Origin of the sequence: Acholeplasma laidlawii (assembly GCF_015709225.1) — a bacterium.
Taxonomy (GTDB): Bacteria; Bacillota_I; Bacilli_A; order Acholeplasmatales; family Acholeplasmataceae; genus Acholeplasma; species Acholeplasma laidlawii_A.
Genome location: NZ_JADNRS010000007.1, coordinates 1 through 24,013, shown reverse-complemented (window position 1 = coordinate 24,013; position 24,013 = coordinate 1). Strand labels below are relative to the sequence as shown.

The window sequence follows — 24,013 nt, the reverse complement described above, 5'->3', positions numbered from 1 at the left end:
GGTGATGACAATTGAGTCATTTCTACATTCACTTTTTTAAAGAAAAATCAAGGGAACTTGATATGGTAGAAGTTATTGATTTTTTTGAAACAATCGAAGGTATGGAAGTTGAGATGGATGAAAAATCTGTTAGATTTTTATACACGCATCCAAGACTTGGCTATACCTGTGCATTCTTCATCACACCAAAATCACAAGTGCCTAATATTCAGCGTTTAAGCCCACAGTTCTTAGAAGTAAACTTCCACTTAAGATTACCGATTTTAAGTCCGAATTACTTCGTTAAACATGTTATACAACTAATTAAGAAGGTCTGTGACCGCTTTAACTTCTTTGTATTATCAGAAATGTTTGAAGATGTATTATCTTTTAATGCTGAACGTATCTTTAAGGTATTTGAAATGGTTAAACGTGCTTATGTTGAAAAATATCCGAATGAAGCAAATAATTACGTCTTCACTAAAGAAGAAAAATTATCAGGTATCTTAAGATATATTGATGAAAAGGATGCTTTACAAAGCTATTATGATGATTTAGACACATTATTACCTAAATATTATTTTATTAAAGATGAACAAGAACAATCCTATATTGCAACAGAATGGAAAGAACATGATACGATTGTGTTTCCACCTTATCTAGACTATGTTTTATTTCATCAAACAGATGGTGTCATTAAAGTCATTAGTTATGTTGAATTTGTAGAAAAATTCAAAAAACAACTACTTGATGTACCAGGTTTCTTGCAAGATACTAAAGTGATACCTAAAAAAAATAGTAAGTCGATAAATAAAAAGACTAAGAAGATGAAGTGGACACCAATTACTAAAAGTTTTACAAAGCAAAGCCTAAATATATTCATGGATTTATAAAAAAACATTGAAAGGAATTATATATGAAATTAAATACATATATTGATCATACTAAACTTGGTCCAATTGTTACTTTAAGTGATATCGATACACTTATTGATGAAGCAATAGAAAATCAGTTTAAAAGTGTTTGTGTCTCACCAATCTGGGTTGCACATGCTAAATCTCGTCTAGAAGGTACAGGTGTACTTGTTTGTACAGTTGTAGGTTTTCCTTTTGGAACACACTTACCAAAAGTGAAAGCTTTTGAAACAAAAGAAGCAATTAAACAAGGTGCAGATGAAATTGACATGGTTGTTGATGTGGATGCTGTACGTTCTAAAGATCGTAGCCGTGTATCCAAAGATATCAAAGCTGTTGTTAAGGCTGCTCAAGGTAGAACTGTTAAAGTAATTATTGAAACAGCATATCTTGACAAGAAACAAATCACATTTGTTTCAAAAATAGCTGTTAAAGCTGGTGCTACATTCGTTAAGACATCTACAGGTTATGCATCAAGAGGTGCATCTGTTGAAGATATCGTTATGATTAAAAAAGCTGTAGGAGATGACGCACTGATTAAAGCAAGTGGCGGTATCCGCAGTAAAGAAGATGCATTATTAATGATAGAAAAAGGGGCTAACCGCTTAGGTACATCAAGCGGAGTCAAATTAATTAAAGGAGAAACAAGTGATGGCAACACCACATATTGAGTTACAAGATAAAAGCTTAATTGCTAAAACAGTTTTAATGCCAGGAGATCCACTACGTGCGAAATTTATTGCAGAAACATATCTAAAAGATGTTGTGCAAATTAATGGTGTACGTAATATGTTAGGTTATACTGGAACATATAAAGGAAGAAGAATTTCAGTTATGGGTTCTGGAATGGGTATGCCAAGTATTGGTATCTATTCTTACGAATTATTTAAATTCTACGATGTAGAGAATATCATTCGTATTGGTTCAGCAGGTGCATACACTGATAAATTAAACCTATATGATGTAGTGATAGCTAAAAACTGCTGGTCAGAATCAAGTTATGCTAAAACAATGGGCGTATCTGGAAGAAAGAAATTATCAGCAACTAAAAAATTAAATACTAAATTAAAGAATACAGCGAAACGCTTAGGTATTCCAATGACAGAAGGTACAATTCATTCATCTGACGTGTTCTATCGTATTAATGGCGATGAATATAAAGATATTTATGAAAAACATGGCGCATTATGTGTTGAAATGGAAAGTTTTGCATTATTTGCAAACGCATTAGCAACAGGTAAAAATGCAGCATGTATTTTAACGATTTCTGATTCATTAGTTACACATGAAGCAACAAGTGCAGAAGAACGTCAAAATGCATTTACGAAAATGATGGAGATAGCATTAAATACTAAATTATGATTTTCTTGCCAACAAAACAATATCAAGCGATACATATATCAGTCTATTTTGTCTCAAAAATAGAATCCGATGCATTTTTGTATCGCTTTTTATTAGCACGTATACTCACCAGTTACACTGAAACGTATATGTCTAAACAACAACTATCTAAAAAACTTAACACACTTTATGGTATGTTTATAACAAACCATGTTTTTGTGTTAAAAGACTTCCATATTATGCGTTTTAACTTTGTTTTCCCAAACCCAAGCCTAATTTCAGATGATGCCATGTTAGATGATATTGTTCAAATCATTAAAGAAATGTTTTTTGATAGAAAACCATTTCTACCATCTATATTTGAAGAGGTTAAACGATATACTATCAATGAAATACAATCTAAAAAAGATCATAAATTTGCCTATGCAAAAGAGCAACTCGTTAAATACATCTACTTAGATCATCCGTATGGTAAAAGTATTACTGGAACGCTTGAGGAAGCCCTTGATGTATCTTTAACAGAGACTTATGACTATTACTTAAATTACTTTTTAAATGACACGATTAAGTTCTATGTATCTGGTGATGTCAATCCATATTTAAAGGATAAATTATCTGAATTAAAATCTTATGAACAAGAAATTGTCATTGAGCCACTTAAATTTGATCATGTACATAAAACTATCCAAAACTATAATGAAACCTTACCAATGGGACAAGCCTACATATTCTTTGCTTATCACTTAAATGTTGATAGAAAAGATCCTCTTTATACTGCAGCACTCTTAGTAAATATGCTTATTGGTGGTTATCCTGAAAGTATGTTATATAAATTACTTAGAGAAACCTATTATTTAGCTTATGATGTAGACTCCAAATTCGAATACGATAAATCATATCTCATTATCTATGCAGGCGTTAATATAGAGAGTAAGGATTTAGCTTATAACATCATTGTTGAAACGATTAATAATTTTATGTTTGATGGTCCATCAAGTGATCAACTTAAAGAAGCTAAAGATTACTTAAAAAATGAGATATATTCATCCCTTGATTTCCAAGATAGTATGATTCCTAGACAATTTAATGCTGATTTATTTGGTTATGGAGAAACACTTGATGATATCATGAACAAAATTGATGAGGTTTCTAATGAGGATATTATGAAAGTCTTAAGTATGATGACACTAACTACTACCTATACATTAAGTGGAGGTGAAGACTATGAAGTTTAATGGTTTTAATGAAAAGCCTGTAAAGTTTATGTTGGAAAACGGTCTTAATGTAGAACTTATATACGCTCCAACGCTACAAACATATGTAGAATACGATGTGCCACTGGGCTCCATTCATACAGCATACAAAATCGGAAATAAAACACATCAACTAAAACCAGGTATTGCTCACTTTTTAGAGCATATGATGTATATGATGAAAGATCATGATGCCTTTGAACAATTTCATAAGTTAGGTGTGATTGCTAATGCAATGACAACTTATCGTCAAACAACATATGGCGTGATTGGTCATAAAAATATGCTTGAAGCTACACTATACTTGTTAGAGATGCTAGAAACAACAAATTTCACAGGAGAACGTGTCCAAGCAGAAAAATCAATCATCAAAGAAGAAATTGCAATGTATGATGATGAAGTAGATACCATCGTTCAAAAAAAGATGTTTGATCAATTAATTTATGAACATCCCATCAAATATGAAATTACTGGTAGAAAATCAGACATATCCATCATCTCTGCTAAAGACCTACAACGTGTATTTGATCATTTTTATACGTCTGATAAACGTCAATTACTCATATTAGGACCAATTGATGTTGAACAATTTAAACATGCATTACTTAATTACGAGTCTTTAATCACTAAAACCAAACATCCAGTGATCTTAAATAATGATGAACCAAAAAGCATTAAATCTAGAGAAGAAATTTATCATCTTAAAATAAATGTTGGTGTCTTTAATATGGGTATTAAATGTATTTTAGATACAAAAGAAGAAAAAGTCTTATTTAAGACCGAACTTTACATGTTATTTTTAATGCGTATGCTTTATGATACAAGTACAAATTTTCAAGAACAGATGAGTGCTTTAAACCTCATGATTGATGGCTTTAACTTCAATTTAATCTTAGAAGATGAAACATTAATCTTTATGATGGATGTTGAGTCTGACCATAGTTTTGATTTAAAAAAACATGTACTAAATCAGTTCTTTAGTACCGATAATAAGGATTTAACAAAAGAGGCGTTTATCGCACTTAAAAAAGCTTATTTAGGTCACTTCATGATGGCTTTAGATGATATTGAAAATAGATTGTTTTTATATGGTAAATATCAACTTAATGGTATTAGTTTAGAAGAGGCATTTAACTTATTAGATGGAATAACTTATCAAGATATACTTGATTTTAAAGCATCCATTACAAAAGATATGTTTAGTTTTTCACATTTTATTAAAAATGACCAAAATAGCTGAAAATTCATCAATAAAATATATACACTTTAAGACAACCCAGTTTTGGTTGTCTTTTTTCTTTATAATCAGGACTTACATCGCATTGTATATGTAAAAGGCATATTTTTTAATGTTTTAAAATTATGTTACATTAAAAGAAAAAGGAGATTTTTGTATGACATTTGTAAACCTAATAGGAAGGGTTGTCAGCTTTGACCCGAAAGAAAGTGATAATGGTGTGAAATATACTGATTTAAGGGTATCTGTGATGAGACCTTATAAAAATTATGATGGAAATTATGATACTGATTATTTTAGGGTAGCGTTATTTGAGCAGAACCATAAGCGTGCCCAAGATTATTTTAGAAAAGGTATGGGTATTGCTATTAAAGGTCGTTTAGAGGTTAGTAAATGGATTGATGATCAAGATAAAAATAGGACAAACGTTAATATTATTGCAGAACATGTAATATTCTTACCAAGAGAAATTGAAGAATATAGTGCAGATCTAAATAGTTAATCTAGAGCGAAAATATGGTATAATTAAGTAAATAAAAAGGAGGCGAGCTCATTTGATATTTTGGACATTACTTCTCGCTGCATTATTTACAATGGGTTTACTATATGTTATTTGTGGTCCAAGAAAGATTTGGATTATACTCTCTACGTACGCAATATTATCTGTCGTAGCCATATTACTTATTTATTACCAATTTAAAGGTCTTTATACCCTTGATTTGATTGCTTTAGGATTGCCTTACTTATTCTTAATACCTTTACACTTTACTGTAAATAGTATGATTAAGCATTATGTTTTACATGATGATGCACGTACTTCCCTATTTTTTGTGGCTATATTTAATCGAATACTAATTGCCTCATGGGGTGTATTTATTATCCTGTTAATTGGAGCAGGTTTAGCAGTGCTTGATGGTTTATTATCAGCATTTGATGCAGAAAATATTTGGAGTATTTCTGTAACGGGTGTACTATCACTTGTTGTATTAAGTGCAATTATTGGCTTAGGTTATAAAAAGAAATTTACATATGTATTAGTTGTAGGAAAAAACACTAAGCATGTTTATGAATTACATACTTCTAGATCACGTTTAATTGCAAAAAAATACACTGGTGTCGATAGAGTATATCCAAGAGGTTTCTATCAAGAAAATGGAAAAGTGAAATACTTATATTATATTCAAGATGATATAAAGATGACTGAAAGTCCATTTAAACCCATTGATTCTGATTTATTTAATTATCTAAAAGATTATATAGATAGTTATGAAAGTCTTGAAGAAGCATATACTGAATATATTGAACAAAAGAACTCTATTTGATAGAGTTTTTTTGATATAAATGATAGAATATTTAACAAGGAGATGATGATATATGTCAATAGATTTTAAAGCATTGGCCCTAAAATATAAGGACCAATTTATTAAGGATACTCAAGAGTTACTAAGAATTAATTCTGAGTTAACAACTTTTGATCCAAATAGAGTGGGTGCACCATTTGGAGAAGGGAATAAAGAAGCCTTAGAGTTTATGCTTAATTTAGCTAAACGTGATGGTTTCAAGTTTGAAAACGTTGATGGTTATGCAGGACACATTGAATTTGGTGATTCCAAAGAATACATCGGTTCCATTGGTCACTTAGACGTTGTCCCAGCAGGTACTGGTTGGACTTATCCAGCATATGGTGCTGAAATCCATGATAACAAGATTTATGCACGTGGTGCTGAAGATGATAAAGCACCTACAATGGCTGTTTATTATGGTATGAAGATATTAAAAGAATTAGGTGTAGAACTGAATACACGTATTAAACTTATTTTAGGCCTTGATGAAGAATCAGGTTGGAGATGTGTTGATTACTACTTTAATAAGCATCCACAAGCTCCAATTGCAGGATTCATCCCAGATGCCGACTTCCCTTTAATCTATGCTGAAAAAGGCATTACTATGACAATTATTAGAGGTCAGTTCAATAACGATATCCTATACAAAGTAGAGGGTGGTTTACGTGCGAATATGGTACCTGAAAGTGCTAAAGCCCATGTAAAGCCTGATCTAGTAATTAAACATAGATTTTTAGATTACCTAGAAAAAAATAATTTTAAAGGTGAAGCTAGATTAGAAAATGATGTATTAGTACTTGAGACATTTGGTAAATCTGCACATGGATCTCTTCCAGATGATGGTGTAAATGCCCTACATATTTTATTTGAAGCACTTAAATTCGCAGGTGTTGATAATGAATTAGTAAACTTTGCTACTACATATCTAACATTTGATAATTTAGGTAAAAAATTAGGTGTTGCTTATAAGGATAAAGAAATGGGCGACTTAACAGTTAACTTCGGTTTAGCAAGTTCTGAAAATAACCAATTTGAACTTGTTTTAAACTTAAGATACCCAAATGGCGTCAACTATGATAAAGATGTATTTGAACCAATTGCAAATCTATTACCTGAAGGTTTTGGTTTGGATGTTGATCATCATCAAAAATTATTATACAAAGACCCAAATTCAACATTAATTAAAACATTAATGAAGGTATATCAAAAACATACCAATGACATGACACCACCAATTTCAATTGGTGGCGGTACATTTGCAAGAGCAACAGAAAATGTTGTAGCATTTGGACCACATTTCATTGATAAACCTACATATATTCACCAAAAAGATGAGTTTATTGATATTGATGACTTAATGAAAGCTCTAGCAATTTATACAGAAAGTCTTTACGAACTCGCAAAATAAAAACTAGGAGTGTATTATGAAACAGTATTTAGATTTAGCCCGTCATATCATGGAAAATGGTACATTAAAATCAGATCGTACGGGCACTGGAACCAAATCAATTTTTGGTTACCAGATGTTCTTCGATTTAAAGGATGGGTTTCCACTCCTAACCACTAAGAAGACATTTTTAAAAGGTATAATTCATGAGTTATTATGGTTTATTAAAGGGGATACCAACATCAAGTATCTTGTAGATAATAATGTTGGCATTTGGACGGACTGGCCATATAAAAATTATATGAATTCTTCAGAATATCAAGGAGAATCCATTAAAGAATTCTCAGATAAAATTCGTCAAAGTGATGAGTTTGCTAAAAAATGGGGTGATTTAGGCCCTGTTTATGGTTCCCAGTGGCGTAATTTTAATGGTGTAGATCAAATTGAATATATTCTTAATACACTAAAAACAAACCCAGATTCCAGACGTATGGTTTTATCTGCGTGGAATCCAGCGGAAATCAGTCAAATGATGTTACCTCCATGCCATACATTAATTCAATTTTATGTTGTAGATAACAAGTTGTCCTTACAACTATACCAACGTAGTGGTGATGTATTCTTAGGCATTCCATTTAATATTGCATCTTATGCTGTATTTTTAATGATGGTTGCACAAGTAACTGGATATGAATTAGGTAGTTTTGTACATACCATTGGAGATGCACATATTTATACAAATCATTTTGATCAAATTAACTTACAACTTACAAGAACGCCAAGACGTTTACCAATATTAAAAATCAATAAATCGATTACAAGACTTGAAGACTTCAAATATGAAGACTTTGAACTTGTTGGTTATGATCCATATCCGCCAATTAAAGGCGTGGTTGCTGTATGATTTACGCAATTTGGGCTATGGATGTCAACTGGCTTATAGGTCAAGATAATAAGCTTGCTTGGCACTATAAAGAAGACTTGGCGTATTTTAAAGAGAAAACTAAAGGTAAAACTGTATTAATGGGTGATTTAACTTATAAATCACTGAAAGGTTATTATAAAGATAAACCTTTTCCATACGGTAAAATTTATGTAGCTAACCTCATTGAAACGGCTTATGAGGATGCAGAATGCATCACAGATGTAGTGGATTTTGTTAAAAACTATAAAGATGAACTATGGATCATTGGTGGTAAAGTCATTTATAACCTAACCTTACCTTATGTTGATTATTTATTAATTACACATGTACTAGATGTTCATAAAGGTAATGTATACTTTAACCATTTTGACTTATCTAGCTACAAATTAGTTGACAAGAAATTAGCGCCTAGTTTAATCTTTGCAACATATAAGAAAGAGATTTGATATTATGTTTACAATTTTATTTTTAATTGGTTGGGCAACCTTTTCAACCCTTATGTCCATCTATGTACTCGGTGGTTACTACATTATACTTTGGATACTACTTGGTTATTTAGTAGGTTTTATACCAATCATAATTGGTGCCTTAATTCATATTTATGCGTGGCAAAAATTACCACTTATGAACCGATATAAATATTATGGTTGGCAAAGTCTAGCAAGATTTTTAAGCGTATTTGTCTTTAACATTAGTATTAAGGTTATCGGTGCAGAAAACGTGCCAAAAGACGGTAAAATGGTTGTTTACACGAATCATAAGTCTTACTTGGACCCTGTAATTGCAATTCAAGCAATCAACAGACCAATGGCCTTTACTCCGAAGTCGACATTGTATAAAATACCTATCTTAAAAGATGGTATGAAACAAATGCATTGTATGCCAATTTACAGGGATGATACAAGAAAAACCGCTAAAGCTTTAGTAGAAACTATCAAGAATATAGAGACTGGATTTTCAATGGTAGTGTTTCCTGAAGGTGGTCGTAAAAATCGTGATCAAGACAGTGTAGTCGCAACACGTGCTGGTGCTTTCCAAATTGCAGTAAAGCCAAAAGCAACCATCTTACCTATGACAATTATTGGAAATTCTGAAATCCAACATCGTGCACCATTTAGAAAAACTAAAATTAAAGTCATTATTCATAAACCAATTACGCATGAAGACTATCAAGGTTTATCTACAGCTGAAATTGGTGATATGGTGATGCATGTAATTAACTCTGGATTCGAACATAAATGATTCAAGTAATTGATGTACACGATTTGGATGTCTTAAGTGCATCATCCATTGTAAGACAAGCGATTGATACAATAGGACAAAAAATATTAATCATTATTCATGGTTATGGGTCTACAACAAATCAATACAAAAAATTAACTCAAATTAGGAGTATTGGAAAATCTAGAGTAAAAAAGGGACAAATTGAAGTTTCCATATCTGGTCCAGATTTAAATGATCCTTTCCAAAGAGCCCATTTTAGTATTGAAGAGTTAGGTAAACTCAGCTCATATATAACGAACAGCGGTGTTACTATCATAAAGAAAAAATCATATCATACACAAAAATAAGGATTGGTCAGTGCCAATCCTTATTTTTTTAATTTATATTTTTTTAAACTTGATGTTTAGATTTAATTGGATAGATACCGGATACAGGCATTGTAAACATAAACCCAATCACTGCTTTTTTAGATTGTTCTAAAATAGAACGAATTTCAGCAATTACATGTTTCTTATCAAATGTATCTGGTAATACAGTAAAGATCATTTTTGAATGATTTTGATCTCCTACTAAAGCTTTGTAGAATGGACCAGAAAATAAACCGTGTCCACCACCATCTTTTTCAATGATTGCTTGCGCCATACCTTGTGAATCAATGATAGTTGCACCTTTAATGTGTAACTCAATAAATTTATCAAGAATATCATCCATGAAGGTTAAGTCGTTTAATACTATAAATAAAGCTTCCATAAGTTTTCTCCTTATTAATTTTCTGTATCTTCTTCGAACATAGATTCATTAAGTTTATCAAGACCATATAACTCATCAGATTTAGTGAGTGAGTATTTAGCAAAGATAGGTCCCATTGTTTCATATACTAATACAGATAACATAATAACTGCAGCAATTACTGGATATAGTTGTGTCATCTGCACAGCAACAATAGTGAGTAACCCAATAGATACACCACCTTGAGGTAGAAGTGCAAAACCTAAATACTTCTTAACGTTTGGATGTGAGTTGACCATTTGAGCACCAGCCATTGTACCTAATATTTTACCACTTCCGCGAGCAATAATATAGGTTGCAGCGATAATTAGTATTAAATAATCTTGACGTAAGATACCTAAGTCTAATGAAGCACCCGCTAATGTGAAGAATATAATATAAAACGGAGTAGCTAAATCATTAATCGATTGGAAGGTGCGATTTGGTTTAAGTGCAATATTTGCAATAACAGAACCTACCATAATATTTGCAAGTAATGGTGAGAATGAAATACCGAAGTCACTCATGTAATGATTCATTAATGTTAATCCACCAACTGTAGCAAATATTGCAATCAATGATAAGACTTGAATATCATCAGAAATCTTGTCAAACTTTTTAGCACCATAAGATAGTGCAATACCAACTATTAACCCAATAATCAATGAACCAAATACTTCAATGAATGGTTTTGAGATCATTAGCCATACCGGAAGTGGATCACCTTGAGGTAGTAATAGTTGTGCAATGGATAAGAAGAATCCAAAGATTACGATGCCAAAGATATCATCTAAAGCTGTAATTGGAACAATTGCCTTAGATACTGGACCATTAGCTCTATATTGACGCATGACCATTAAGGTAGCAGCTGGAGCTGTTGCAGCAGACATAGAAGCTAAGATTAATGCAAATGCAATGCTGGAATTAGAAAACGGATTATACCCTGAGGATATACTATCTGGTTTTGGAATAAATAGCATAGCTATAAATACTAAAGATACTGCACCTAGAACTTCTAGTAATGTAAGTACTGAAATTTCCTTGCCTATTTTCTTCACTCTTTTAATTGCAAATTCACTACCGATTGAAAAAGCAATAAACGCGAGCGCAAGCTCACTAATAAAGCCAAAGACATCTTGGTCACCACTTGTAATAAAACCCTCATAACCAGGGAAAATAAGTCCTAGAGATGGTCCTATAAGTAGACCAAGTACCAAATAGCCTGAGACGTTTGGTAATTTGAATTTTCTAGCAATTAAACTACCAATAAAACCAACAAATAAAATTACTGCAACCTTTGTTAACAATAACCCTATTTCCATTTGCAAAACCTCCTTATAATGTACATACAAACTCAATTTTACTGCAAAAACTTATAAAGTCAATGAGAAATCGTTGATTTTATATGTTAATATTTTTTCTAAAAAAAAGAAACCCTTTTTACAAGTTTCCTTTTGATTATTATCTATAAATCAATTTGATTTAATACAGATATTTGATCAGGTTTAACATCGAAATATACGATGCTTGAATTACCTACATAATGCGTAATGTAATCATACTTTTCAAAGTCTGCTAATATAAGTAATGACTTGATTACATGTGCATGAACAACAAGTAATACTTTCTTACCTTGATGTGTCTTGTATAAATCATTTACTGCGTCACTTAATCTTTTTAAGAGTGCCTCATTATCTTCATAACCTTTTGTCTTAAAATCATGTTTAGTTATAAATGGTAATGTATCTGCCACTGACTTACCTTCAAAAGGTCCAAAGTCTCTTTCGATAAATGCAACATGCTCGCTTGTGATAGTCATATTTAAATGGCTTCCAAGAATTTGTGCTGTCTCTTTTGCTCTAAGCATTGGAGATGTCATTAGAACATCAAATGTTTCATTGTTTTCTTTTAGGTATGTTCCTAAAGTATGTGCCTGGTTTTTTCCGTTTTCATTTAAGACATTATCGATTCTACCTTGGATTAAACGTTGCTTGTTATAATCGGTTTCACCATGTCTAACCATTGCTAATATCATTTTTATCACCATGTGCAATTATATCAAAGCTCACCCTTTTAATCAAGGTTAGAATTTGATAGAATAATATAGTAAAGGAAATGGTGAACAAAATGATAATTTTAAACAATTGGCAAGAAGTTTTACTAAATATATGGGAAACTATCGTTTCATGGTTCGAAAGTGCAACTGGATGGTTAGATCCACTTTTAAAACCAACAACCGATGGTTGGTGGCAAGGGGCTTTTGATTACTTTAATTCATTTCCTGTTTTACTACAAATTCTCTTTGTAGGATTCTTAGGTCTATTACTCATCATGGGCTTATTATCATTAATCAAGAAGTCTTTAAAGATTGTAGTAGTGATAGGAATCATTGTATTAATATTTATGGTATTAAACGGTTAAAAATAAAATTAAAAAAATAATAAAATGAAATGGGGTTTAAGTCACATGCAAATGGTCGATTTAATAAACAAGAAAAAATATAATCAAAAATTAACTGCTGAAGAAATATCTTTTATAGTTAACGGTTTTACAAAAGGTCAAATACCGGATTATCAAATGTCAGCCTTTTTAATGGCTGTATATTTTAACGATATGGATATTGAAGAATCAACAGCACTTGCACTAGCAATGCGTGATAGTGGAGAAGTATTAGATTTAACAGATATTAAAGGAACAAAGGTTGATAAGCACTCTACAGGTGGCGTGGGTGATAAGGTAAGTATTATACTTGCACCATTAGTTGCACACCTAGGTGCTAAGCTAGCAAAAATGAGCGGTAGAGGTTTAGGTCATACCGGTGGAACAATTGATAAGTTAGAATCCATTCCAGGATTTAAGGTTGTATTACCTTTAGATCAATTCAAAAACCAAGTGAAAGAAATTGGTTGTGCAATTGTTGGCCAAAGTGGTGATATTGCACCTGCAGATAAAGTGATGTATGCACTAAGAGATGTTACTGCAACTGTAGACTCAATGCCTTTAATTGCATCCTCTATTATGAGTAAAAAATTAGCATCAGGTGCTGATGCAATCGTCCTTGATGTTAAGGTTGGTTCTGGGGCATTTATGAAGACTTTAGAAGACGGTGAAGCTTTATCTCGCATCATGGTAGAAATCGGTAAAAAGGCTGGTAAAAAGGTCACTGCGATTCTTACAGGTATGGAAGAACCTCTTGGACATAAAATTGGTAATGCGTTAGAAATTTATGAATCAGTAGAAACACTTGAAGGTCATGGGCCAGAAGATTTAACTCAAGTAGTTGCTGTAATTTCAGGACACTTATTAAAACATGCTGGCGTCGTAAAAGATTACGAAAGCGGTTATAAATTATCTTATGATACTCTACGTAATGGTGATGCTCTAGAGACATTCTACACCTTTGTAAAAGCACAAGGCGGAGATGTAAATTTCTTAAAGAATAAAGATCAAATTTTAACTAAAACTAAGACATATGAAGTGAAAGCAAATGCTGCTGGTTTCTTAGAAAAAGTAGATGCATTAAACTTCGGTATTGCTGCAATGAAACTAGGTGCAGGACGTGCAACTAAAGATGATGTAATCAATCTATTTGTAGGTATTGACCTGCATAAGAAGATTGGTGACGAAGTTAAAGTTGGCGACACTATCTGTACAATCTATCACGAAGAAAAAGGACTTAAAGAAGCAGTTGAAATCGTCAATAATTCTTACGTAGTTGGTCCACATAAAATCAAACTAGATTTAATCAAAGAGACAATCTTATAATGCGTATTATCTCTGGAGAATTTAAAAGTAGATTATTAAAAATGGTCCCCTCAAATGATACCAGAGAGACATCTGACAAAGTAAGGGGCGCAGTCTTTAATAGTCTCGGTGAATCAATTAGAGACGCTGTCATATTAGACTTATTTGCTGGATCAGGTAGTTATGGATTAGAATCAATTTCTAGAGGTGCTAAGTATGTAGTGTTTAATGATGTTAAACAAATTGCTATTAACACCTTGAATGAAAATATAGCAAATCTAGGTGTAAATGATAGGGTCATACTATGGAAACATGATTATAATATAGCCCTTAAAAAACTGTCAGAACTAAAAGATAAATTAGATATTGTTTTCTTAGATCCACCCTATAAATTAGACATCTATGAATCCATTTCTAACCAACTAATACCTCACTTAAATGAGGATGCATTACTCGTGTTAGAAATGGATAAAAATAGAATATTAGATTTAGAACAAATCAAAGCATATACTGTCTTAAAAGAAAAAGTATACGGCAGTAAAAAGATATTAATATTAAGTAAACATTAACATTGTAATTTATAATGAAATAAAGTAAAATGAATATGTACTTACGAAAGGAGTTGTCGCAAATGATTGAGTGGTATTGGGTTATAGCAATCGCAGTTGGTGCGTTACTAATTGGTGCTGTTGCAGGATTTTTTATCGCCAGAGCTTGGTTCAAAAAGTATTTAGAAAAGAATCCGCCAATGGATGAAAGATCGATTAGAGAGATGTTTAGACAAATGGGAAGAACTCCTTCTGAAAAACAAGTTAGACAAGTTCTAGCATCTATGAAACAAAATACTAAGTAAAAATAAAGTGCTGAAAAGCACTTTTTTTATTTACTAGTAAAAAATCAATGTTTACCAATTATAAACTAGGACATTAAATACTAAACTTAATAAAATTGTTAATGTTTAGTAATTAATTACACGATATACTTTTATTAAACTTAAAATATTGACTAAAGTTTATTTAAGTTAAACACCAAGGATATATGATTAGCATAAGAAGTGTTCCTGGTTACGCATTCAAATTAAGTAAAGGAGATGGGAAGAGATATTACTCATCTCCTTTACTTTCGTCTGATGTGGTCAACCGTCTCTTGATCGATGGATGAGATTTAACCACTTCTCAAAGTTGATAATAAATGACACACATAGCATCATAAGAGTAGTAGTAGTCCATCAGCATCTGAGATATGTAAAAACATGATATCACGTGTTTTAAGCCTAATAGCGAGTGAGACACATAATTAGTCAACGTAAGTAACATAAAATGCTATCAAACTTACCTTCAAAACATTATTTATACTCATTTATATATTATGATTATATTTATATGCAAATTAATAGGTATATTATAGATTTAATCATACTCATTTATATATTAATATACCCATTTAAAAGATAGAACCACACTATTTTATTTATTAATTAGTGCCTATAATGTATATTATGTTAACCTATTAATGTGAGCCTTACTGTGCGGTCATTAAAGATAGTGTGGGAATGTTGTAATTATAAATCCTTAATATTTAGTGCTTCCGTAACCGGGTTACATATAATCTATTAAAAATCATCGGTTTGAATGATGATATTAAATGAATCTCCCTGGTGGTGCGTCTGAGACTATAAATCTATCCAATTTCCTTGTAAATAACAATACTAAAGGTTCAAATTGTATGGTTAATTTTGAGCGTTTGAGTGCTTAACAAACTGACGTATATCCATCTCAAACGCTATTCATTCATTGCGTATTTACTATCTTTGTGCACTCATTGTTAAAGCATGATCAGCTACAACTACCTATCATTTAATCAATGTTTAAACCGCCCTCCTATACTTTTTTGAGTTAGCCGATCATTAAACATTGTTTATATTTGGTAAACTTACGTTTTATAAATTATCATTTGATAATTGTATAATGACTATGAATCAAACACTTAAAATTGATTTCATTCTGTCTTGCTTGTAGAGTGAGCCGCTAATTAGTTTATCAAATCATACTTTTTTAAAACCCTTCAACTTATCATTTTGGAATCAAAAATCAGGTCTTACATTTTTCTCAATTTACTATTTAAAGATTAAATTTATCATGTCACGTCGCTAAAAAAATGATCACTAAAACTTTTACTTTGACAGTTACTCTATTACTCAATCATTTCACCTGTCTAAATTTTCTAATTTTTATGGGTTCTTAAAAATAATTCTATGTTTACCAATTGTATACTTAGTCATTAAATAGTAAACATAGAATTTTGAAATTTCAAAATATTCATTTTCATAATATCTGGTTTTCACATGTTTTTTTTATACGCGTTTTGAGCAATCGAGTTTTACTTTTACGTGTAATCCTGTAACTCAGATTGCGATTAATTAAGACACTTTTTCCATAATTTTCTCTTTATTTATCGGCTTTATTAAATCGATTTTTCATACATTATTATCATTACCTATACTTCCTGTATGTTTGTTTTTTAAGCCGATTTTACCACTTATAAATATAATTAAATTTCGTCTGTACTTTACCTTGTTTCAGTGATCTAAGTGTATATATCAAATCTAATTTGATAGTGCATTTGATCGATTTATTTTTGTATTTCATTGTGATATTATTCAGCATATTATTGCAAAATAAAAAGGTGTAGAAATACTACACCTTGTTTATATTTAGTAAACATTGATTTATTTTAATTTACTTAAGAAACTATGACCATGCTCTGTTTTTTTGACTTTAAAGTTATCAGAAATTGTACTTCCTAAATCAGCAAATGTACTAAGCACTGGTAGATTTCCACCTGATTTAAATGACTTGCTATAAGCTATCATTGGTACAAATTCTCTCGTATGATCGGTACCAACATAAGTTGGATCATTACCATGATCAGCCGTTAAAATGAGTAGATCATCATCATTTAAATTAGCTATTAATTCAGGTAATTGACTATCCATATCCATGATTGCTTTACCATATCCATGAGGGTCTCTGCGGTGTCCATAGAGTGCATCGAAGTCTACTAGATTTAAGAAACATAGTCCCGTAAAATCCTTTTTAGCCCACTCTGTAATTTGTTTCATACCATCATCATTTGATACTGTTTTACTGTATTTATTGATACCATAACCATCAAAAATATCATTAATTTTACCTAGTGCAATGACATCATAATTTGCATCATTTAGGAAGTTTAAAGTTGTCTCTTCACTTGGTTTTAATGCATAATCTTTTCTATTACTTGTGCGCTTAAAGTTGTCCTTATTTGTACCTAAGAATGGTCTTGTAATTACACGTCCAACTTTCCAGTCTGGTCTCATTGTAATGTCACGTGCAATTGCAGAAATTCTGTATTGTTCTTCAATAGGAATAATCTCTTCATGCATCGCAATTTGAAGTACACTGTCTGCAGATGTGTAGACAATTAAGTCTCCAGTCCTCATGTGTTCTTCACCTAAATCTTTTAATATTTCAGTACCACTTGCTGCAATATTACCAATGATTTTACGTCCAGTTCGTTGCTCTAATTCATCTAGTAATTCCTTTGGAAAACCAGTGTCTGTAAAGGTTTGAAACGGTGTTGTAACATACAAGCCCATGATTTCCCAATGACCTGTCATCGTATCTTTTCCTAGTGATTTTTCACGAATTTTTGTTACATAGGATGAAGTTAAATCTACTGATTTAGTACCTTTTATAGGTATGATATTACCTACGCCAAGCTTCTCTAAATTAGGTATTTTAAGATCCATACTTTCAGCAATATGACCAAACGTATTTGCTTTTGTATCATCTACCCCTTCATTAAAATATTGATGTGCATCTTCTGATGCACCGACTCCTAAAGAGTCCATAACGATTAAAAATACTCTTTTAAATCTCATTTATTATTCTCCTTTGCTCTTGGATGAGTTTTATTATAAACTTGTTTTAATCTTGTTTGTGAGATATGTGTGTAGATTTGTGTAGTTGATATATCTTCATGACCTAGTAGGTTTTGAAGACTTCTTAAATCCATTCCATTTTCTAAAAGGTGTGTTGCAAATGAATGCCTTAAGGTATGAGGAGATACTTTTTCAGGGTCCAGATTTGCTTCACCAGCAAGTTTCTTTAAGACTTTAAAAAAACCTACACGTGAGAGTGTTTTACCTTGATTATTAATAAATAAATAATCTGTTTTTTCCTTAATTAATTCATCTCTTGCCTTAACCAAATAATTTCTAATTGCTATAATTGCCATATCTGATATGGGTACCATACGTTCTTTTGAACCTTTGCCAGTAACAATAACATAGCTTTGTTGCATATGAATATCCTTTAACTTTATGTTAAGTAACTCAGAAACACGGAGTCCAGAACCATAAATAAGCTCTAGTAATGCCATATTTCTTAGGCCTAGCGTTGTAGATTTATCTACAACTTCTAATATACTAATTACTTCATCAACACTCAATACTGTAGGTAAAGTTTTCTCAATTTTGGGTCTGGCAATTTTATGTGTAACATCTTCATCAACTTCTTTCTCCATTAATAAAAACTTATGAAATGATTTAATTGAGGTCAGTTTTCTGGATATTGTTTTAGCAGATAAACCCTTTTTCTTTATACTTTTAAGATAGCCTTCAATGTGTTTAGATTCAATATTATCCACATCTTTTAGCTTATGATATTTATATAAGAAAGACTCATAATCCTTTAAATCCCTGATATATGCATCTATTGTATTCTTGGATAAACCCAATTCATTATTCAAATAATAAGAAAAATCTTTGATCAAATAGGTCATACAAATATCATAAATACTTGATTACCAAGCATTGTACCTTCCTTAGTTAGACGTATATAGTCATCTTTAATTTCAAGTAATCCTAGTTTTATTTTATCATGAATTTGGGGGTATTTTTCAGTTAATTTTATTTTATATTTTTGTTCTAGTCTAGGAATGTATACACCCTTAGTTAATCTTAAGCCAAATATAAGTTCATCTTGTAGTTTTAAATCCTCAGTTTGAAGTGTTTTTTCCTTTAAGAAATGATCCATATATTGACCCATACCGCGCTCATTGTACGTTCTATAATTATCAATAAACCCATGAGCCCCTAATCCTACACCAATATATTCACCTAATGTCCAATAGATATTATTGTGTAGTGAATAATGGTTATTTTTTGCATAGTTGCTTATTTCATATTGATCATAACCATGATTTGTTAAAAAATTCATGACATACTCATACATAATAGCTTCATTATCTTCATCCATCGGTTTGAAATTATCTTTAAGGTACTGATGATAAAAGTAGGTTTTATCTTCTAAAATTAAAGAATAATAAGAAATATGAGTTATTTCCAATTTTAAGAACTGCTCTAAATCATACTTAATATGATCTAGGGTTTGTCCTGGTATTGCAAATATTAAGTCAATAGAAATATAAGGAATGCCTAGGTCTTTTAAGTCTTTTATGATAGAAAACACTTGTTCTGTTTTGTGTCCTCTATTTAAATAAGCAAGTATTTTATCATCAAAACTCTGGACACCCATGGATATACGGTTAATCCCATATTTTTTAAATACTAAACCTTTTTCATGTGTGTAGCTTTCTGGATTAAGTTCAATTGAAAATTCTACTGGTTTAATTCTTACAAGCGAGTCAAACAGGTAAGTTAATTGATCTACAGTTAACATGGAAGGTGTTCCCCCGCCAACAAAGATTGTCTCTATAGAATCAAAATGACTCTCATAAGTCATTATTTCTTCTCTTAATTTAATTAAATATTGATCTATCATATTTTGATTTTTAGGGACTCTTTTAACAAAATCACAATAGTGACAGATGTACTCGCAAAACGGTATATGGATATATAAACCCTTCATAGTAAAAAACCTACCTTCTATTACTATTATATCAAAATAAAGAGGTATCTAGCCTGAATAGATACCTCTTTATAAGAGAGAGAAAAAGTTTTTTAATTCTATAAAGAAATTATTTTTTTTTTTATTAGTTGTTTGGTGTAGGATGTTTTCAAGTATCTCATCATTGACTTTATCATAAACCTCTGTTGATACCTTAACATTACCAGTATCTGGATTAACAGATCTATATTTTACATATGGATTCTTGTTATTCATATAAAGAATTGTGTTCATAATTATCCTCCTAAGTCATAAAAAAAGGTATGAATATATAATATTCCTACCCTAGTTTAATTTTATTATAAATTTTGTCAATAAATTGACGCGTACCAATTGAATTAATATGCACTTGAAATGTATATTTCATCTTCATTTAATTCCCTCACGAACATAGATTTATCCTACATTCATATGATACCATGTAAGCGCATTCATGTCAAGATAAATAGTTTATAGTTTGTGATTTTATGTTAATTTTTACACCTTTCATCGCCTATAAAAAAACAGGTGAATTTCACCTGTTTACTTTATAGTATAAGTGTTATCAATCTTCGTTTGATAAAATTGCGAGGAAGGCACTTTGTGGTATATCCACACGTCCGAAAGTTTTCATACGCTTCTTACCTTCTTTTTGTTTTTCTAGTAATTTTTTCTTACGAGACACGTCACCACCGTAACATTTAGCAATAACGTCTTTTCTCATCGCTTTAATTGTTTCTCTAGCAATAATCTTACCACCTAATGCAGCTTGTACAGGTATTTCAAACATTTGTCTTGGAATTAATGTTTTTAATTTTTCAACTATTGCTTTACCACGTGAGTATGCAAAGTCATGGTGAACAATTACAGATAAAGCATCCACTACTTCACCATTTAATAAGATATCCATTTTTCTTAATCTGGATGTCATATAACCATCTAAAACGTAGTCAAATGATGCATAACCTTTTGTACTTGATTTTAATTTATCAAAGAAATCATACACAATTTCTGCTAAAGGTATTCTATAAGTGATCATTACTCTTGTTTGATCTACATAAGTCATGTCTTTAAAGATACCACGCTTTTTCTGACATATTTCCATAACAGCACCAACATAGTCCTTAGGACACATGATAGTTGCTTTAACAATCGGTTCTTCAATACGATCTATTTTTTGAACATCCGGTAAGAAACTTGGGTTATCTACGAGTAACTTACTACCATCTGTTAAATATACATCATAAATAACGCTTGGTGCTGTTGCTATAAGTTCAATGTTAAACTCTCTTGAAATACGTTCTTGGATGATATCCATGTGAAGTAACCCAAGGAAGCCAGTTCTGAAACCAAATCCTAAAGCTTGAGATGTTTCTGGTTCATAGATGAGTGAAGCATCATTTAATTTTAATTTTTCTAGCGCTTCTCTTAAATCTCTATATTTATCAGGATCAATTGGGAATAATCCACAAAATACAACAGGATTTAATGTTCTATAACCTGGTAGTGCTTTTTTTGTATGGTTCTTTACATGTGTGATGGTGTCACCCACACGAACATCATCTAGTGTTTTAATTGCCGCTGTGATATAACCTACATCACCAGGTCCTAATATATCTACTGGTTTTTGTTCTGGTGTGTAAACACCAACCTCTACAACCTCAAACTGAGCTTTTGTAGCCATAAACTCAATTAAATCACCTTTTTTGATAGAACCATTTACAACTCTAATTGTAGGAATAACCCCTCTATACATATCAAAAAATGAGTCAAAGATTAATGCTTGTAAAGGTTCATTAGAATCACCTTCAGGTGGCTTTACATCTCTAACAATACGTTCTAAGATATCAATTACACCAAGACCAGATTTACCACTGGCAATAACTGCATCTGATGCATCAATACCAATGATTTCTTCAATTTCTCTTCTTACTTTTTCCGGTTCAGCACTTGGTAAATCTATTTTATTTAATACAGGGATGATTTCTAAATCATTATCTAAAGCTAAATATACGTTCGCTAATGTTTGTGCTTGTATACCTTGTGCAGCATCTACAACTAAAATTGCGCCTTCACAAGCTGCAAGCGATCTGGAAACTTCATAGGTAAAATCGACGTGCCCTGGGGTATCGATTAAATGTAATATATATTCATTGCCATCTTTTGCTTTATAAGTTAATTGAACAGCGTTCAATTTAATTGTAATACCACGTTCACGCTCTAGATCCATACTATCTAAAAGCTGAGCTTTCATATTTCGCTTATCTACAGTCGAAGTCATTTCTAAAATACGGTCTGCTAGCGTTGATTTACCGTGGTCAATATGGGCAATAATTGAGAAGTTTCTAATATTCTTTTGTCGTTCGTTTAATGTTTTCTTGTCCAAATTATTCATACCTTTCATGCTCTTAATATTTTATCATATTTTAGGTAATCTGAGCAATGTAATATTTTTCATAAAATTTTAAGAGGTTTTTAAGCAATTTTTAATATGAAATTGTTAATTAGCAATATAATTATGATATAAATTCACATGAATGGGGGAAAATAATGTGAAAAAGCTATATATTATACTTGGTGTCGTTGCAATAGTTATTGTTGTAATCTCAAGTATTTGGATTACAGCTTACAATACATATCAGTCTAATGATGTGGAAGTGAGCCAAAAACGTGGGGATGTACATGCTACTTTATCGATAAGATATGATAAAATGGCAGCAATGATTGATACAATCCAAAGTGCAAATTCAACAGTTCAAGGGTATTTAGATACTATTATGGCTGCTCGAACTGCATTTGCTAATGCGCTTGCTATTAATGATTTAGAATCAATTGATGAATCTATACAAGAGATTAATTCCACCTTTATTAATCTAGTATCCTATGTAGAAGATAACCCATCAAGTTATAATACAACTGCACTTTATGCAAATGCCTTGGCTGAATTTAATGCATCCACCAATGTAGTTTTAACCGCTATACTTGCTTATAATGATACGGTTGCTACCTATAATAAGCATATAAGAATGTTTCCAAATAACTTGTTTGTAGGTAATAATCCACAATATGATACCTATGAAGTAGCAAACTTCAATAAAACCTTACCTTCGTTTAATGATTGATTTATCAAACTATGAATCATAAACGACTTTATATAGTTTGGGTGATTCTACTGCTTATTATGACTTTAAGTGCTTGTTCAAATAATAAAAACACGATGTTAGAACCTTCTAAACTGTTTTACATTCATGATACGGATTCTGTACTCCTAAATGCCACGAGCTGGACTATTTTTAACTATGCCAATGAACTGTATCTCGATTCTAAGGCAGATGACATACCTTCTAATATCCAAGGTACTCAAGTGGTTGTTGTTGCATATATAGGTGATGAATCAACCTATAATACAACAGAAATTTTTAATGCTTGGGGCATTGGTGAAAATGATATGGGTATTCTTATTACGGTACTCTTTTCAAAAGAGGGAGATAATATTAATTATGAAAATGTACTATTTGAAATAGGTACTACGATGAGTGGATACTTATCCGCGTTTAGTGCCAATCAATTGATTACTGACTATTTTAATGATCCATTAATACCTGAGTTCCATTATGATGCACGTATCATAAGTCTATTTCATGGAGTCTTGTCTTATATTTATTTAAATGTATATGACTATACTTCATATAATCATACTTCTTACATGAATGCATATTATGAAATTCAATATGATTATATAGCTGCAATTCCTAAATATGAATTTTATGAGGGTTGGTTATCTAGTTATTGGTTTTGGATTATTTTCGCTGTTATTATTTTATCAGGTGGTTCTATATATAGATTTTTACCTATATTCTTCTTTTCAAGTCGTAGAGGTAATTCCGGTGGTGGTGGAAAATCTATAGGGTATTGGTTTAAACGTTAACAATTAAATTACATAAAAAAAGGGTACACACTATACAATT

General features: G+C 31.3%; 26 protein-coding genes. 18 read left to right on the top strand and 8 right to left on the bottom strand.

The annotated features are described in order from the left end of the window. The first annotated feature begins 62 nt into the window (after positions 1–62). The 12 genes from IY230_RS00485 to IY230_RS00430 all read left to right on the top strand — a co-directional run bounded on the left by IY230_RS00485 (position 63) and on the right by IY230_RS00430 (position 9,950). Positions 63–872, top strand: a complete 810-nt coding sequence (locus IY230_RS00485; RefSeq protein ID WP_196369395.1) for a hypothetical protein — start codon at positions 63–65, stop codon at positions 870–872. Between the two features lie 23 nt (positions 873–895). Then, positions 896–1,564, top strand: a complete 669-nt coding sequence (gene deoC, locus IY230_RS00480) for a deoxyribose-phosphate aldolase (RefSeq protein ID WP_196369394.1) — start codon at positions 896–898, stop codon at positions 1,562–1,564. Then, positions 1,545–2,255 (top strand): purine-nucleoside phosphorylase, encoded by a 711-nt coding sequence (gene deoD / locus IY230_RS00475; protein WP_012242645.1) that lies wholly within the window; start codon positions 1,545–1,547, stop codon positions 2,253–2,255. Before deoC ends, deoD begins: the two co-directional genes overlap by 20 nt. 5 nt (positions 2,256–2,260) lie before the next feature. Continuing rightward, positions 2,261–3,469, top strand: a complete 1,209-nt coding sequence (locus IY230_RS00470) for a M16 family metallopeptidase (protein WP_196369393.1) — start codon at positions 2,261–2,263, stop codon at positions 3,467–3,469. After that, complete coding sequence (locus IY230_RS00465; protein ID WP_196369392.1) at positions 3,459–4,727, top strand: M16 family metallopeptidase; 1,269 nt, start codon at positions 3,459–3,461, stop codon at positions 4,725–4,727. The genes IY230_RS00470 and IY230_RS00465 overlap by 11 nt, the downstream gene beginning before the upstream one ends. A gap of 154 nt (positions 4,728–4,881) precedes the next feature. Further along, positions 4,882–5,226, top strand: coding sequence for a single-stranded DNA-binding protein (locus tag IY230_RS00460; RefSeq protein ID WP_196369391.1), 345 nt, complete (start codon positions 4,882–4,884; stop codon positions 5,224–5,226). Positions 5,227–5,278: 52 nt separating this feature from the next. Further along, positions 5,279–6,046: a hypothetical protein gene (locus tag IY230_RS00455; protein ID WP_196369390.1), complete on the top strand. Its 768-nt coding sequence runs from the start codon at positions 5,279–5,281 to the stop codon at positions 6,044–6,046. Between the two features lie 52 nt (positions 6,047–6,098). After that, positions 6,099–7,475: a dipeptidase PepV gene (pepV, locus tag IY230_RS00450; protein WP_196369389.1), complete on the top strand. Its 1,377-nt coding sequence runs from the start codon at positions 6,099–6,101 to the stop codon at positions 7,473–7,475. 16 nt (positions 7,476–7,491) lie between these two features. After that, entirely contained in the window at positions 7,492–8,358 is an 867-nt protein-coding gene (thyA, locus tag IY230_RS00445) for a thymidylate synthase (RefSeq protein WP_196369388.1), read from the top strand. After that, positions 8,355–8,825, top strand: coding sequence for a dihydrofolate reductase (locus IY230_RS00440; RefSeq protein WP_196369387.1), 471 nt, complete (start codon positions 8,355–8,357; stop codon positions 8,823–8,825). The genes thyA and IY230_RS00440 overlap by 4 nt, the downstream gene beginning before the upstream one ends. Before the next feature lie 4 nt (positions 8,826–8,829). Then, the gene (locus IY230_RS00435) at positions 8,830–9,621 is read left to right on the top strand and encodes a lysophospholipid acyltransferase family protein (RefSeq protein ID WP_196369386.1); all 792 of its coding nucleotides are present in this window, start codon (positions 8,830–8,832) and stop codon (positions 9,619–9,621) included. Next, on the top strand, positions 9,618–9,950 hold the full coding sequence (locus IY230_RS00430; RefSeq protein ID WP_196369385.1) for a hypothetical protein: 333 nt from the start codon (positions 9,618–9,620) through the stop codon (positions 9,948–9,950). Before IY230_RS00435 ends, IY230_RS00430 begins: the two co-directional genes overlap by 4 nt. Before the next feature lie 43 nt (positions 9,951–9,993). Here the strand turns inward: IY230_RS00430 and IY230_RS00425 are convergent, their stop codons facing one another. The 3 genes from IY230_RS00425 to IY230_RS00415 form a co-directional block, all read right to left on the bottom strand. Continuing rightward, positions 9,994–10,353 (bottom strand): hypothetical protein, encoded by a 360-nt coding sequence (locus IY230_RS00425; protein WP_196369384.1) that lies wholly within the window; start codon positions 10,351–10,353, stop codon positions 9,994–9,996. A 14-nt stretch (positions 10,354–10,367) separates the two neighbouring features. After that, positions 10,368–11,693, bottom strand: coding sequence for a cation:proton antiporter (locus IY230_RS00420; protein ID WP_230852554.1), 1,326 nt, complete (start codon positions 11,691–11,693; stop codon positions 10,368–10,370). Positions 11,694–11,836: 143 nt separating this feature from the next. Then, on the bottom strand, positions 11,837–12,406 hold the full coding sequence (locus IY230_RS00415) for a histidine phosphatase family protein (RefSeq protein WP_196369383.1): 570 nt from the start codon (positions 12,404–12,406) through the stop codon (positions 11,837–11,839). A 92-nt stretch (positions 12,407–12,498) separates the two neighbouring features. Here IY230_RS00415 and IY230_RS00410 point away from each other — a divergent pair, with 92 nt between their 5' ends. The 4 genes from IY230_RS00410 to IY230_RS00395 all read left to right on the top strand — a co-directional run bounded on the left by IY230_RS00410 (position 12,499) and on the right by IY230_RS00395 (position 14,968). After that, positions 12,499–12,792, top strand: coding sequence for a hypothetical protein (locus tag IY230_RS00410; RefSeq protein WP_196369382.1), 294 nt, complete (start codon positions 12,499–12,501; stop codon positions 12,790–12,792). A gap of 45 nt (positions 12,793–12,837) precedes the next feature. Next, on the top strand, positions 12,838–14,136 hold the full coding sequence (locus tag IY230_RS00405; protein WP_196369381.1) for a thymidine phosphorylase: 1,299 nt from the start codon (positions 12,838–12,840) through the stop codon (positions 14,134–14,136). After that, positions 14,136–14,684, top strand: a complete 549-nt coding sequence (rsmD, locus tag IY230_RS00400; RefSeq protein WP_196369380.1) for a 16S rRNA (guanine(966)-N(2))-methyltransferase RsmD — start codon at positions 14,136–14,138, stop codon at positions 14,682–14,684. The genes IY230_RS00405 and rsmD overlap by 1 nt, the downstream gene beginning before the upstream one ends. Before the next feature lie 62 nt (positions 14,685–14,746). Beyond that, positions 14,747–14,968, top strand: a complete 222-nt coding sequence (locus IY230_RS00395; RefSeq protein ID WP_196369379.1) for a YneF family protein — start codon at positions 14,747–14,749, stop codon at positions 14,966–14,968. Between the two features lie 1,875 nt (positions 14,969–16,843). Here IY230_RS00395 and IY230_RS00390 read toward each other — a convergent pair. From IY230_RS00390 to lepA, 5 genes are all read right to left on the bottom strand, one after another. Beyond that, complete coding sequence (locus IY230_RS00390; protein ID WP_196369378.1) at positions 16,844–18,037, bottom strand: phosphopentomutase; 1,194 nt, start codon at positions 18,035–18,037, stop codon at positions 16,844–16,846. Continuing rightward, positions 18,034–18,939 carry a site-specific tyrosine recombinase XerD gene (xerD, locus tag IY230_RS00385; RefSeq protein ID WP_196369377.1) on the bottom strand — a complete coding sequence of 302 codons (906 nt, stop codon included), beginning with the start codon at positions 18,937–18,939 and terminating at the stop codon, positions 18,034–18,036. The genes IY230_RS00390 and xerD overlap by 4 nt, the downstream gene beginning before the upstream one ends. Beyond that, positions 18,936–20,027, bottom strand: coding sequence for a radical SAM family heme chaperone HemW (hemW, locus tag IY230_RS00380; protein ID WP_196369376.1), 1,092 nt, complete (start codon positions 20,025–20,027; stop codon positions 18,936–18,938). The genes xerD and hemW overlap by 4 nt, the downstream gene beginning before the upstream one ends. A gap of 69 nt (positions 20,028–20,096) precedes the next feature. Next, complete coding sequence (locus tag IY230_RS00375) at positions 20,097–20,300, bottom strand: hypothetical protein (RefSeq protein WP_196369375.1); 204 nt, start codon at positions 20,298–20,300, stop codon at positions 20,097–20,099. A gap of 310 nt (positions 20,301–20,610) precedes the next feature. Then, positions 20,611–22,440, bottom strand: a complete 1,830-nt coding sequence (lepA, locus tag IY230_RS00370) for a translation elongation factor 4 (RefSeq protein WP_374978440.1) — start codon at positions 22,438–22,440, stop codon at positions 20,611–20,613. Between the two features lie 157 nt (positions 22,441–22,597). Between lepA and IY230_RS00365 the strand changes: the two genes are divergently transcribed. Then, positions 22,598–23,167, top strand: coding sequence for a LemA family protein (locus IY230_RS00365; RefSeq protein WP_196369374.1), 570 nt, complete (start codon positions 22,598–22,600; stop codon positions 23,165–23,167). A gap of 59 nt (positions 23,168–23,226) precedes the next feature. Beyond that, positions 23,227–23,973, top strand: a complete 747-nt coding sequence (locus IY230_RS00360) for a hypothetical protein (protein ID WP_196369373.1) — start codon at positions 23,227–23,229, stop codon at positions 23,971–23,973. The last annotated feature ends 40 nt before the right edge of the window (positions 23,974–24,013 follow it).